This is a genomic window from Saccharibacillus sp. O23, from assembly GCF_002205895.1.
Classification (GTDB): Bacteria; Bacillota; Bacilli; order Paenibacillales; family Paenibacillaceae; genus Saccharibacillus.
Map to the genome: position 1 here is coordinate 272866 of NZ_NJDE01000009.1, position 14400 is coordinate 287265.

Here is a 14400-nt window from a genome sequence, read left to right on the forward strand (position 1 = left end):
ACACGTCATCTTTAGTTTTCGCTCTTATTGAAAGGGTTTACATGCACTATCGTAAAAAGATAAAGGGAACGATACCATGGAAGTTTTATGTCCGGTTCAGGTGGACAGATAACCGCCGGAGTGCGAAAATAATCGAAAAAACACGACATGAAGGGGCTGAAGTATGGATATTTGGGGTTTTTACCGGAGAACCGTCAAAAACAATCTGTTTACCAAAACCATTCTGCTGTTTTCCTTCATCACGATCGTGACCGTTATCGGATTCTCTTATTTCATGTTCGTATCCATGTCGCAAACGGCGGTGCGGCGCGAACTGGATAATCAACGGGCCGCCATGTCCGCGATCGACCGTTATATCGGGCTGCGGATCGGCGAAGCGCAATCGATCATGCCGGACATTTATCGGGACGACGCGCTGTCGCTGGATCTGTCCTACTTTTTGCTCCATCCGTATTCCGACTATCTGAGCTATCGCCTCGATCGCTATTCGCAGACGGGTCTCGATTCGGCCAATGCCCGCAAGCATATGGAGAACGTGCTGAGCAGCGAACCGGATATCCGCATGCTCGTGCTCTACAGCAGCGAACAGCAGACGCTCTATTCTTTCGCCGACAACGGCGAATTCCGTACGGTTCCGGTCAATGCTTCGCAATCTTACGTGCCGGACGCGATGGCGATCGAGAACGCGAACGTCTCGAAGCCGAACGCTTGGGTCAGCCGGACGCTGGGACAGAACTCGCAGGCGATGTATTCGATCACGGTGCCGGTCAACGACAAACAAACGCTGAAAAATCTGGGGCAGCTCACCGTTTGGTTCGATTCCGCCCGGCTGTCGGGCGCTTTGACCGCTTACGAGCAGGAATTCAAAGGCGATTTGTTCGTGTTGTCCGCGGACGGCCAAGTCTTGTTCGATACGTCGGGAATCTATTACGGGCAAAAGTTTCCTTACGCGAAGCGGCTGGAATCGGTCTATGACGTCACTTCTTCGGGACCGGCGCCGGAAGGCGGGTTGTATTTCAACAAGTTGGCATCGACTTCGGGCGGGTATACGGTGGCCGGGATCATGACGCAGCAGGAGGCGGCCGAATCCTACCGGAATCTGAGGGGAACGATTCTGACGCTGGGCGCGGTCTGTATTTTATTCGCCGTTTTGGTTCCTTCGCTGTTCATTTTCAATTTCGCCAAACGGACGAACCGGATCATCCGGCTGACGCAGCGGGTGAAGCGGGGCGATCTGAAAACGCGGATTCGCGATTCGAAAGAAGACGAACTCGGACAGATCGCGACCAGCTTCGACGATATGCTCGACGAACTGAATCTGTACATCGATCGGGTCTACAAAGCGGATATCAAGCAGCAGCATGCGGAACTTGCCGCGCTTCAAGCGAGGATCAATCCGCATTTTCTGTACAACACGCTGGAAGTGATCCGGATGCGCGCCGTCTCGCAAGGAGCGCGGGACGTGGGCGAGATGATCTACAGTCTGTCCATGCTGTTCAAGAGTTTCGTGCAGCAGAAGGAACGGCATACGCTCAAAGAAGAACTCGAAGCCTGCCGCTTGTATCTGGAACTGTTCCGGATTCGTTACAAAGACCGGCTGGCGTACGATATTCAGATCGAACCCGGGCTGCAGGACGTCGAAGTGCCGAGATTGTCGGTACAGCCGATCGTGGAAAATTATATCGTTCACGGTATCCGCAGCCGCGACGAAGACAATCGCATCGTCATCTTCGCGACCCGGGAGCAGGGAGATATCGCGGTTCGGGTACGCGATAACGGACGAGGCATCCCGGCCGATAAACTGAACGAACTGCGCGGCGGATTGGCCGGCGGCGAAGACGACGCGGAAGGCGGGTTCGGCCTGCGGAGCGTGCATGAACGGCTGCGGCTGCTGTACGGTTCGGAATACGGGATCGCGGTACACAGCAAAGGAACGGGACAAGGTACGTCGGTAGAGATCCGGTATCCCGATCCGGGAGAGGGGGAAGGACATGTACAACGTATTTCTGGTGGATGACGAACCGTTTATTACGGAAGGTCTGGAGGACCTGATCGATTGGGCTTCGTTCGGACTGAAGATCGCCGGCAGCGCGCAGGACGGAAGGGAGGCGCTCGAAGCGCTGAAGCATACGCCCGCGGATCTGCTGATTACGGATATCTCCATGCCGGAGATGACGGGACTCGAACTGATCCGGCGAATCCGCGAGGTACGACCGGAATTGAAGGTGATCGTGCTGAGCGGCTTCAACGAGTTCGATTATCTCAAAGAAGGCATGAAGCTCGGCATCGAAAATTATCTGCTCAAACCGATCAACGTGGAAGAATTGGAAGCGACGCTCGAAGGCGTGACGGAGAAGCTGCGCCGGGCGGAACGCGAAGAGAAGTTCGACGCGTTCGGCGCGCGGATCATCCGCGACAACGTGCTGCACCGGTGGCTGACCGGGCAGATCTCTCAGGCCGAATTCGCCGAGCGCGCGGGGCTGATGGGCCTGACGTTCCGGCATCCGCGGCTGGCGGTGCTGATCCTGCGCGCTGAGCAGGGCGGCGACGAGTTGGCGCGTCGCGCGGAAGAGGTCTTGGAAGACGAAGGGGACTGCGTCGTCTTCCGGGATATGGACGGCGACGCGGCCGTCGTGGTGCCGCTCGCCGAAGGCGAGGGGCGGGAGCGGCTGCTCAGCGTCGCAAGGAAGCTCGAAGAGCGGCTCGGCGACGCCGGCCTGCGCATCGGTGCGGGCGGCGCGGGACCGCTGCCGCAGCACGGCCCGGCCAGCCGGGCGGAGGCCAAAAAAGCGCTGGAATACGCGCTGGTCGACCCGGAGCGTCGGCTGTTCGAGTACGCGCCGCCGGCTGAAGGCGGGGCGGCGGAGGGCGCGTCCGTGCCGGCGCGCGCGGACTTGGGGCGGGAATATGCCCGCCTGGTGCTCGCGCGCGACCAAGGCGAGCTGGCGCGGCGGATCGGCGAAGACTTCGCCGAGCTGAGCCGGGCGGAAGGCATGACGCCCGGGGAACTTCAGAATCTCGCGCTGGGCGTCTGCGCGGATTTCCGCGCCGTGCTGCGCGAGGTCAAGCGCGAAGACGACGGCGAGCCGCTGCTTCAGATGCTCGAGCGCATCCGCGCCGCTTCGCATATGGAAGAATTGATCGAAGCCGTGCGCCGCGCGGCCGAAGAAACGGTCGGACTGCTCAGCCGCGACAACCGCAGCCCCGTGATCCAGCAGGTGCTCGGCCATATCGCCGCCCATTACGGCGAAGAATTGTCGCTGAAGATGCTGGGCTCGCAGTATCATATCCATCCGGTCTACCTCGGCCAACTTTTCCATAAGGAGACGGGCGAGACGTTTACCGATTACCTCAACAAATACCGGATCGAACGCGCCAAAGAGAAGCTCCGCACGACCAGCCAGAAAGTGCAGGACATCTCCCGCAGCGTCGGTTACTGGGAGACCGGTTATTTCTACAAACAATTCCGCAAATACGTCGGCATCTCGCCGATGGAGTATAAAGCGCTCCAATGATCGGGAACGAGCGTGCGCTCTGCGATGAGCGTGCGCGAACGGCAAGTCAAGGGACAAGAACGGCAAGACTGCGATTGTCTGCGAATCGGCAGAAAAATCGACGGGACGGACAAGCAAACGTATCGGATCGGTGAGTATGCGGAGAAAGGAAATCAAGAAGACCGCCGGTCGCCGGAAAGCAGATGCGGAAACCGGCGAATAGTCCTTGGCAAAGACGAAGCTGATGCCGGGCCAGCGTATGGCGACGACGGGATAGCGTATGGCGGCAACGGGCCAGCGTATGGCGGCGACGGGATAGCGCATGACGACTATGATCCGCGAATCCGTCTCTCCCCGCCGCGCTAACGGAACGAGACGACGCTTAGAGCGCTTTTTGCGGCGGTTTGGAATTCTAACGGAACCAGATGACGCTTAGAAAGAAAAACAGGCGATTTTGAAGCAAAAAAGGGCCGTTTCGAGCGTCTAACGAATCGACGTTCCGTTAGCGCCGAAAAAAGGCTTGATTTGCTGTTCTAAGGGATCTACGATCCGTTAGCCGAGCCGCGATGCGAATCATAATGTATTTCACGTCATTTTCATGTAAAAATATATTCCTTTCAGTGGAAGAGATCGCGGTTTTCGCGGTCTTTTTCTTTATTTTGTACCTGAATATATTGTGTTTCGATTCTTTTTGAAAGTGCTTCCATGATCTAAAGTAAAGATAGTTCTTGTGGCAAGACAGGCATCGGGAACAGGATACGGCTAAGTAGGGGAAGCAGACAAACAGACGGAAGTTCCGGACAGGGATTCCAAAGAGGAGGTCTATTTCATGCAAAAAGGCAAAAAAAGATGGACGGCGGCGCTGGCGACGATGACGGCTCTGACGCTCGCGCTCTCGGGATGCGGCGGAGGCGGGAACAATCAAAGCTCGGCTTCGGGCAGCGGCGGGGGCACGTCGGATAAACCGGTCGAGCTGATCTGGTACACGATCGGCACGCCGCAGAAAGACGTCGACAGCGTCATGGCGGAAGTCAGCAAATACACGACCGAGAAGATCGGCGCAAGCGTCACCATGAAAATGATCGACTGGGGCGATTATCAGCAGAAGATGCAGGTGCTGGTCGCTTCCGGCGAACCGATGGATATCATTTTCACGTCGTCCGGCGGTTTCGATTACGTGCAGAACGCCCGCAAAGGCGCGTTTGCCGAACTCGATTCGCTGATCGACCAATACGGCAAAGAGCTCAAAGACACGATCAACCCGGCGTTCCTCGAAGGTTCGAAAGTCGACGGGCACAACTACGCGATTCCGGCCAACAAAGAACTGCCGCAGCAGGAAGTCTGGCGGTTCAACCAGAACTTGGTCGACCAATACGGCATCGACACCAAGAACGTCCGCTCGTTGGACAGTCTCGAGCCGCTGCTGAAAACGATCAAGGAGAAAGCGCCCGACGTGACGCCGTTCGCCATGGATAAAAACTATGTGCCTTACGTGCCTTACGATTACGTGATCCAGAACCTGCCGATGGCGGTCAAGCTGGACACGACGGATTACAAGATCGTGAACGTGCTCGACACGCCGGAAATGAAAGAAGCGCTGGCGACGATGCACAAATACTACAAAGCGGGCTACGTCGCGCCGGAAGCGGCAACGACGGGTTCGACGAGCGATCTGATGACCTCCGGCAAATGGCTGCTGGACCGCGCGCAAACGCAGCCGTTCGCGGACAACGTCTGGTCGACCAGCTACGGCTACCCGGTCACTTCGACTCCGGCCAGCGACGCGATCATCACGAACAATTCCGTGCAGGGTTCCATGATGGCGATCTCCGCCAACTCCGAGCACCCGGACAAAGCGATGCAGTTCCTGAACCTGCTGAACACCGATCCGGTCCTGCGCAACATGGTGGACTCCGGCATCGAAGGCACGCACTACAAGAAGACGGCCGACAACCGGATGGAGAACCTGCCGGAATCCAAGAACTACGATATGCCGTCCTACTCGCTTGGCAATAACATGCTGCTCTACCTGAACCCGAACGACCCGGAGAACAAATGGGACGAATTCAAGAAGTTCAACGAGTCGGGCGTCGATTCCCCGATCCTGAGCTTCAACTTCGATCCGAAAAGCGTCTCGAGCGAACTGGCCGCCGTGCAAAACGTCAAAGAACAGTTCTGGTCTTCGCTGATGACGGGCACGGTCGATCCGGATCAGTATCTGCCGCAGGCGATCCAGAAGTTCAACGACGCCGGTCTGGAGAAGATCATGGCCGAAGCGCAGAAACAATTGGACGAATGGAAAGCCGCGAACGGCAAATAACGGATCGGAAGCCGCCGAAAGAAACGAATTGAAAGAAACAAATAAGTCGGAACGGCGGAAGTCGAAAAAGGATCGGGCGGAGGCAGGAGAATCGCCCGATCTTTTTTTAACCCGTAAACGGTCGTCTGCAAGCAGAAGGAGGATGGCATAATCATGGGAACTTTTTTCAAAAATTTGTACCGCAATAAAGCGCTGCTGTTCATGGTGCTTCCGGGCGCGATCTGGTTTTTCTTCTTCTCTTATCTGCCGCTGGCCGGCACGATCGTCGCTTTCAAACAATACCGGTTCAACCGCGACGGATTCTGGGCGAGCATCGCCCGAAGCGAATGGGTCGGCTGGGACAACTTCAAATTTCTGTTCAGTACGAGCGATGCCTACACGATTACGCGAAACACGCTGCTCTACAATCTGGCGTTTATCGTGCTCGGGCTGATCTTCTCGGTATTGATGGCGATTATCTTGTCCGAGCTGGTCAACCGCAAGCTGTCCAAGCTGTACCAGACGGGGATGTTCCTGCCTTATTTCCTCTCGTGGGTCATCGTCGGCTACTTCGTGTTCAGCTTCCTGAGCATGGACCGCGGACTGCTGAATCAGATTCTGGGTTGGTTCGGCATGGACCCGATCCAATGGTACTCGGAAGCGAAATATTGGCCGTATATCATGGTCGTCGTCAACTTGTGGAAATCGATCGGATACAGCAGCGTCGTCTACTTGGCGGCGATTCTGGGGATCGACAAATCGCTCTACGAAGCGGCGATGATCGACGGGGCGAACAAATGGCAGCAGATCCGCAATATCACCATCCCGCTGCTGACGCCGATCATGACGATCATGACGCTGCTGGCGGTCGGCAAGATTTTCTACGCGGACTTCGGTCTGTTCTATCAGGTGCCGCGCGATTCGGGAACGCTCTACGCGGTCACCAACGTAATCGATACCTACGTCTACCGCGGCTTGATGACGACGGGCGAGATCGGCATGAGCGCGGCGGCGGGGTTGTATCAATCGGTCGTGGGCTTCGCGCTCGTCATGATCTCCAACTACGTGGTCCGGCGAATGGATAAGGACAGCGCGCTGTTCTAAGACGAACTAATCGGACTAGGGCGTGTACGCAAACTCCGAAGGACGCAGATTTAGCTGAATTTTTGATCTATGCAAGGAACGATTTCGAAGGCGTGCCGGGGCACGTCGAGGAATTGTGACGCGGCAGAGGACGAAAAGGCAGGTAAAGATGCACTTCAGCGAGTTTGCGTACACGGCCTAGGCAAAAAGAAAGGAAGGTGCCGTTATGCAAATGGCGCGCAAGGCCGAAAAGGCCGGTCAACCCAAACCCGAACGACTCAAGAAAAAAACGCGCGATTTCCACCGGATCAGCCCGCTGTGGAACGTGATCTTTAACCTGATCGCCGGGCTGTTCGCGATCGCCTGCGTATTTCCGTTTATCTTCGTCGTGATCATCTCCTTCACCGACGAAAGCGTGCTGGCGAGCGAAGGCTACCGCATCATTCCGTCGAAATGGAGCCTCGAAGCGTACCGGTACATCTTCGAGAGCGGCGACACGCTGCTGAGAGCGTACGGCGTCACGATCGCGGTCACGCTGATCGGAACCGCGGTCAGTCTGGTGATGATTGCGCTCTACGCGTATGCGATTTCCCGTAAAAACTTCCGTTACCGCCGCTTTTTCTCCATATTCGCGATTCTGACCATGCTGTTCAACGGCGGCATGATCCCGACTTACATGGTGGTGGCGCAGCTGCTCGGATTGAAAAACAGCATCTGGGCGCTGATCCTGCCGCTGGCGATGAACGCGTTCTATATCATGATCCTGCGCACGTTCTACAGCACCAGCGTGCCGGACGCGCTCGTCGAATCGGGCAAGATCGACGGGGCGGGCGAATTCCGCATTTTTCTCAAGATCATCGTGCCGCTATCGCTGCCCGGTCTGGCGACGATCGGTTTGTTCAGCACGTTGGGGTACTGGAACGACTGGTTCAACGCTCTGCTGTACATCGACAATCCGAATCTGGTGCCGCTGCAATCCATGCTGATGCGGATCGAATCCAGCATGCAGTTTATCCAGCAGAATTCGGCCAACAGCAATATCAGCATGGCGGCCCTTAGCTCGCTGCCGCAGGATACGGCGCGCATGGCGATGGTCGTGCTCGCGACGCTGCCGATCATTTTCGCTTATCCGTTCTTCCAGCGTTACTTCGTGCAGGGTTTGACGGTCGGAGCGGTGAAAGAATAGGCGATTCGCGAAGCGCGAGCACAAAAAGTCGCAAAGACCCGGTAGAAATGGCGCGATATTGTATCGACATCGGTGTCGGGCAACAGGCAATATAGAAACAAAGCGTTCGGAAACCGAACGCCTGCAAATCAAGCGATAGAAACGAATCGATCGCGGCCGACCGTACGGCGGAAGCCGATCGCGAAGACGCGCCAACGCCTATTCGGAATGATCGAAGCTTCCAAGCAAAGTCGCGAAAATAAAGGATGCAATCGCAGCGAACAGCAACCCGCAATCCGATTCGGCCGGTCCGAGCAGGCCGAATCGAACAGGGATCGGACGGCTTGCGCCGCAGTATGCGCGCAGCCGCATTTCGGAAGGAGGAACACGCATGACGGACAAAACGGTCGAAACGGCCGCGGCTAGACCGTGGATGGACGCGGCGCTGCCGGTCGAAGAACGGGCCGAGAAGCTGCTGGCCGCGATGACGGATCGCGAGAAAGTCGGACAGCTCGTCCAGCCGTTCGGCTGGATGGCCTATTCGCGCCGGGAAGGGCGTACCGAATTGACGGAAGAATTCAAGGAACGGGTACGGCAGGGCGACGTCGGTTCGCTTTACGGCACGCTTCGGGCGGATCCGTGGACGGGCGTGACGCTGGCGACCGGGTTGTCGCCGGAAGAAGGCGCCGAAGCGGTCAACGATATTCAACGCTTCGCGATAGAACATTCGCGGCTCGGCATTCCGCTCTTGATCGGCGAAGAATGTTCGCACGGGCATATGGCGATCGGCGCGACGGTCTTTCCGGTGCCGCTGAATATCGGCAGCGCTTGGAACGTCGGACTGTACCGGGAGATGTGCCGCGCGGTCGCGGCGGAGACCCGGGCGCAGGGCGGGGCGGTCACTTATTCGCCGGTATTGGACGTCGTGCGCGATCCTCGTTGGGGCCGGACCGAAGAATGTTTCGGGGAAGATCCGTTCCTGATCGGCGAGCTGGCGGTCGCGGCGGTCGAAGGGCTGCAAGGCGACAGCTTGAGCGCCGAGAACAGCGTCGCGGCGACGCTTAAGCATTTCGTCGCTTACGGGGCTTCCGAAGGAGGCCGCAACGCGGGGCCCGTACATATGGGACGCAGAGAATTGATCGAGACGGATCTGTATCCGTTCGAACGCGCGGTTCGCGCGGGAGCGGCTTCGATCATGCCGGCGTACAACGAGATCGACGGCGTGCCGTGCACGACGAATCGCGAGCTGCTGGATCATGTCCTGCGCGGCGAATGGGGCTTCGACGGGCTGGTCATCACCGACTGCGGCGCGATCGACATGCTGGCGAGCGGACACGATACGGCGGAAGGCGGCGAAGCGGCCGCCGTGCAATCGATACGGGCGGGCATCGATATGGAGATGTCCGGCGAGATGTTCGGCCGCTATCTGCTGGCGGCCGCGGAGTCCGGCGAGCTTGAGCCGGACGTGCTCGACCGCGCTGCGCTGCGCGTGCTGAAGCTCAAATTCGAACTCGGCTTGTTCGAACGTCCTTACGCGGACAGCAAGAAAGCGGCCGAGATCATCGGCTGCGACGAGCATCGCAAGCTCGCGCGGCAGCTTGCGGCGGAGAGCGTCGTTCTGCTCAAGAACGACGGGAACCTGCTGCCGCTGCCGAAAAATATCGGCAGCGTGGCCGTGATCGGTCCCAATGCGGACCGAGGCTACAACCAGCTCGGCGATTATACGTCGCCGCAGCCGGAAGGGAGCGCCGCGACCGTGCTGCGCGGCTTGACCGAGCGGTTGGGGCCGGAGCGCGTGCTCTACGCGCCGGGCTGCCGCGTGCGCGGCGAATCGCGCGAAGGCTTCGCGCGGGCCGTCGAGGTCGCGTCGCAGGCCGACGCGGTCGTGCTCGTCATGGGCGGATCGAGCGCCCGCGATTTCGGCGAAGGCACGATCGATCTGCGGACGGGCGCTTCGCTCGTCACGGGCGAAGCGATCAGCGACATGGACTGCGGCGAAGGGATCGACCGCATGACGCTGAGCTTGTCCGGCGTGCAGCTCGATCTGATCCGCGAAGTCTACGCGGCGGCGGGCGGCAAGCCGGTGATCGTCGTCTATATCGGCGGCCGTCCGGTCGTCGAGCCGTGGGTGGACGAGCAGATCGGCTCGATTCTGCAAGCCGGTTATCCGGGGCAGGAAGGCGGTCATGCGATCGCCGATATTCTGCTCGGCGACGTCAATCCGTCGGGCCGCTTGACGATCTCGGTACCCAAAGGAGTCGGACAGCTTCCCGTGCATTACCGGGGCAAACGCTCGCGCGGCAAACGGTATCTGGAAGACGACTCGAAGCCGCGGTATCCGTTCGGCTACGGGCTGAGCTACACGACCTTCGATTATTCCGAGCCGATGCTGATCGGAGGGCGCAGCCGACTCTCGCCGGAAGACCTTGCGGCCGGTAAGACGGTCACGGTGTCCGTGACCGTCACCAATACCGGCGACCTTGCGGGAGCGGAGGTCGTACAGTTATACGTTTCCGACGCGGTCAGCGCCGCGACAAGACCGGCGAACGAGTTGAAAGGCTTCCGGAAAATCTGGCTGGAGCCGGGGCAGAGCCGCCGCGTGGAATTCGAGATCGGCGAGCGGCAGCTTCGTTATATCGGACCGGATTACGTGCCGGTCGTGGAACCGGGACTGTTCCGGCTGAAGATCGGACGGAACGTCGAAGACGCGCGGAGCGTCGAACTGACCGTAGTGAGCTGACCGAATGAAGTAACACAAGCAAATCCAGTCCAATCGCAGGAGAGGAATGAGACGATAGATGCAGCGTTTGACACGATTTATCCGCGAATTGTCGCAGCGCCAATGGCTGAGACAAGAAGAATTGAAGAGTTGGGACATTACCCGGACGGTCTACGGATTGCCCGGCGAATATAAAGACGCGCAGCCGTATCCGGAAGGCCGGGAACTGAATCCTTTTCCGAGCAAGAACGGGTACACTTATTTCTTCCGCACGAAGCTTGCGCTGCCCGAAGATTGGAACGCCGATACGGCGGGGCTGATCTTCGACAGCGGCGGCGAAGGACTGCTGCGGGTGAACGGGAACTCTTATCAAGGCATCGACGATAACCATACGTACGCGACGCTGGATCTTCGGGCGATCGGCCGCGAACCGGAGCTGGAGATCGAGATGTTCGATATCATCCCCGAGCCGTACGATCCGCTGAACGAGCAGGCCACCATCAAACCTCCGATCAAAAGCATCCGAAGCTTGATCGTGCTGCCGAACGAGCCGGTGCGCAGCCTGATGTACACGGTCACGGTCGTGCGCGACTCGGCCGTTCTGCTGGCGGAAAGCGATTATCGCCGAAGCAAGCTCGTCGAAGCGCTGCACGCGGCGATGGACGCTTTTACGAATCTGTCGGACGAAGAAGTGGATGAGGGCGCGGCCGTATCGGCAATCGAAGAACGTCTCAGAACGCGCACCAAAGAGATCGGCGGCAACAACGCGGAAGGCCAAGAGATCATGGTCGGCCAATCGCATATCGATATCGCTTGGTTGTGGCCGGTACGCGAGACGGTTCGCAAAGCCAGCCGGACTTTCTCCAGCGTCGATACGCTGATGCGCGAGTATCCGGGTTATCTGTACACGCAGAGCCAGCCGATCCTGTTCGAATTCGTCAAAAACAACGATCCCGAACTCTACGAACGCATCAAAGAGCGGATCAAAGAAGGACGCTGGGAACTGGTCGGCGGCATGTGGGTCGAACCCGATCTGAACATTCCGAGCGGCGAATCGCTGATGCGCCAGATGCTGTACGGACAGCGTTTTTATCAAGAAGAATTCGGCAAGACTTCGAAGATCGAATGGCTGCCCGACACCTTCGGTTACTGCGCGTCGCTGCCGCAGATCTTGAAGCACGGCGGCGTGGACTACTTCATGACGACCAAACTCAACTGGAACGATACCAACCCGTTCCCGTACGATCTGTTCCATTGGGTCGGCATCGACGGCACGCCGGTGCTGTCGTATCTGAACCACGGCGTGAACGAGCATACGCGTCCGAAAGACATCGACGAACACTGGCAGTCTTACCGGCAAAAAGACAAACACGACGAGCAGATGCTGCTGTACGGACACGGCGACGGAGGCGGCGGCGTGACGCGCGAGATGCTCGAATATATCGACCGCGCCGACCTGATGGTCGGACAGCCGGGCAGCCGTTACGGCACGGCCGCGGAATTCTTCGACGGGATCAGCCGGGCGAACCCGGAACTGCCGGCGTGGCGCGGCGACCTGTATCTGGAACTGCACCGGGGCACTTATACGACGCACGCCTACAACAAAAGGGCGAACCGCAAAGCGGAGATTCTGTACCGCGAAGCGGAACTGTGGAACGTGCTCGCGGCGGGAACGGCCGGCGACGGCTCGGACGAGGTGACCGAGCACGCAGGCTACGGACAAGCGCTCGAATCGCTGCACAAAGGCTGGAAGCTGATCCTGCTCAACCAATTCCACGACATCATTCCGGGTTCGGCGATCACGGAGACGTACGCCACTTCGGACAAGGAATACGCGGAAGTGTTTGCCGAAGGTCGGCAGGCGCTGAACATCGGCACCGAAGCGTTGGCCGGCCGGATCGATACGCGCGGCGAAGGCACGCCTTACGTGGTGTTCAACAGCCAGGGCTGGAACCGTTTTGCCACGATCTGCATTGAAAATGCGGCCGGCCGGGCGGCTTACGATGCCGAAGGCAAACGCTTGGCCGCGGATTACGAAGAAGCGAGCGGCGAGTTGTTCGTATTCCTGCCGCATTTGCCGGCTCTGGGATATAAGACGATCTGGCTGCGAGACGAGGAAAACGAAGCGGAAGCGGCCAATCCGGTTCTGCCGGTCTCGGAAGACGAAGACCCGGAAGAGATTCCGGGCGGAACGACCGTGATGCCGACTCCGAGCGCCTCGGCCGCCGAATTCCCGGACGTCTGGGAAACAACGCATTATACGGTCCGTTTCAACGAACTCGGCGAGATCGTGTCGCTGGTCGACAAAAACGCCGGCCGCGAAGTGATCCAGCCGGGTCAAGCGGCGAACGTGTTCCAGTTCTTCCATGACCGTCCGACGGAATGGGACGCTTGGGACGTCGATCCCCGATTCGAACAGCAGCCTGCGGGCAAAGCCAAGCTGTTGGACAAAAAAATTATCGCTTCCGGCGGCGTACGCGACGTGCTGCGTTTCCGCTGGCAGCTGAACCGTTCGACGATCGAGCAGGACGTCATTTTCTACAAATACGACCGCCGCATCGATTTCAAAACGCATGTGTCGTGGCATGAAGCGCACAAGCTGCTGAAAGTAGCGTTCCCGGTCGACGTGCTGACGGAAAAAGCGACCTACGAGATTCCGTTCGGCTCGCTGGAACGCGCGACGCACCGCAATACGAGCTGGGAACGCGCCCAATTCGAAGTCTGCGGCCACCGCTTCGCGGACGTGTCCGAACGCGGATACGGCGTTAGCCTGATGAACGATTGCAAATACGGCTACGATATTCAAGGCAGCGTGATGCGGTTGTCTCTGCTGCGCGCGCCGCAGTGGCCGGACGTGCAGGCGGACATCGGCGAACATGACTTTACGTATTCGCTGTATCCGCACGCGGGCGATTGGAGAAGCGCGAATACGGTTCAGGCCGCGGCGGCGCTGAATCAGGAGATTCCGGTCGTTCGGACGACGGCGCACGAAGGCGATTTGTCGCCGAGCATGCCGGCGCTGCTCTATACGGGCGAACATGTCATTCTGGATACGGTCAAACCGGCCGAAGACGGCAGCGGCGTGATCGTGCGGCTGTACGAATCGGCGGGCGGCCGCGAGAGCGTGATGCTGAACTGGCGTCAGGGATTCGACCGTGCCGTATTGTCCGGCGCGCTGGAAGAAGACGGCGAAGAGATCGAGTTGATCGAAGGCGTCGCCGTAGCGCTGGACTTCAAGCCTTACGAGATCAAGACGGTCAAGTTCCTCCGCGCGTGACGCGGCGGCGGACCTGAACCCGCACCGGCGCTCCGCACAAATCCGAAAGCCGCTTTCACGGCCGTGACGGTTTTGGCGGCGCGCCGGTTTTTGTATAAAAAAGGCGCATAGGTTCAGCATTTTTGCCGCAACACTTCGTACCTGCTCAAATGTGCGCATACCGTCAACATTTTTCTCCGTAAAACCTCATATCCATCTAAATGTGTGCATATCGTCAAGATTTTCCGCGTAAATAGACGTTTTTCGGCATTTTTAAACTAAAAAGCGTGCAAAACGTCAACATTTTAATAAAAAAGACCAATTTAGCCGCAAAATATGTGCAAAACGACCACATTTACTTGCGACTCCGAACAAACCGTACCG

General features: G+C 58.3%; 7 protein-coding genes. All 7 read left to right on the plus strand.

Going from position 1 to position 14400, the window contains the following annotated elements:
• Positions 1 to 163 precede the first annotated feature (163 nt).
• The 7 genes from CDO73_RS13265 (at position 164) to CDO73_RS13300 (ending at position 14037) form a co-directional block, all read left to right on the plus strand.
• Positions 164 to 2017, plus strand: coding sequence for a sensor histidine kinase (locus CDO73_RS13265; RefSeq protein WP_088488996.1), 1854 nt, complete (start codon positions 164 to 166; stop codon positions 2015 to 2017).
• A complete protein-coding gene (locus CDO73_RS13270; RefSeq protein ID WP_088488997.1) occupies positions 1992 to 3515 on the plus strand; it encodes a response regulator transcription factor in 1524 nt (507 codons plus the stop codon). The genes CDO73_RS13265 and CDO73_RS13270 overlap by 26 nt, the downstream gene beginning before the upstream one ends.
• Before the next feature lie 808 nt (positions 3516 to 4323).
• Positions 4324 to 5814 (plus strand): ABC transporter substrate-binding protein, encoded by a 1491-nt coding sequence (locus tag CDO73_RS13280; protein WP_088488999.1) that lies wholly within the window; start codon positions 4324 to 4326, stop codon positions 5812 to 5814.
• A 153-nt stretch (positions 5815 to 5967) separates the two neighbouring features.
• Entirely contained in the window at positions 5968 to 6897 is a 930-nt protein-coding gene (locus CDO73_RS13285; RefSeq protein WP_088489000.1) for an ABC transporter permease, read from the plus strand.
• A 205-nt stretch (positions 6898 to 7102) separates the two neighbouring features.
• Positions 7103 to 8062, plus strand: a complete 960-nt coding sequence (locus CDO73_RS13290) for a carbohydrate ABC transporter permease (protein WP_373446979.1) — start codon at positions 7103 to 7105, stop codon at positions 8060 to 8062.
• 370 nt (positions 8063 to 8432) lie between these two features.
• The gene (locus tag CDO73_RS13295; RefSeq protein WP_179218695.1) at positions 8433 to 10781 is read left to right on the plus strand and encodes a glycoside hydrolase family 3 N-terminal domain-containing protein; all 2349 of its coding nucleotides are present in this window, start codon (positions 8433 to 8435) and stop codon (positions 10779 to 10781) included.
• A gap of 58 nt (positions 10782 to 10839) precedes the next feature.
• Positions 10840 to 14037, plus strand: coding sequence for an alpha-mannosidase (locus CDO73_RS13300; RefSeq protein ID WP_088489001.1), 3198 nt, complete (start codon positions 10840 to 10842; stop codon positions 14035 to 14037).
• Positions 14038 to 14400 lie beyond the last annotated feature (363 nt).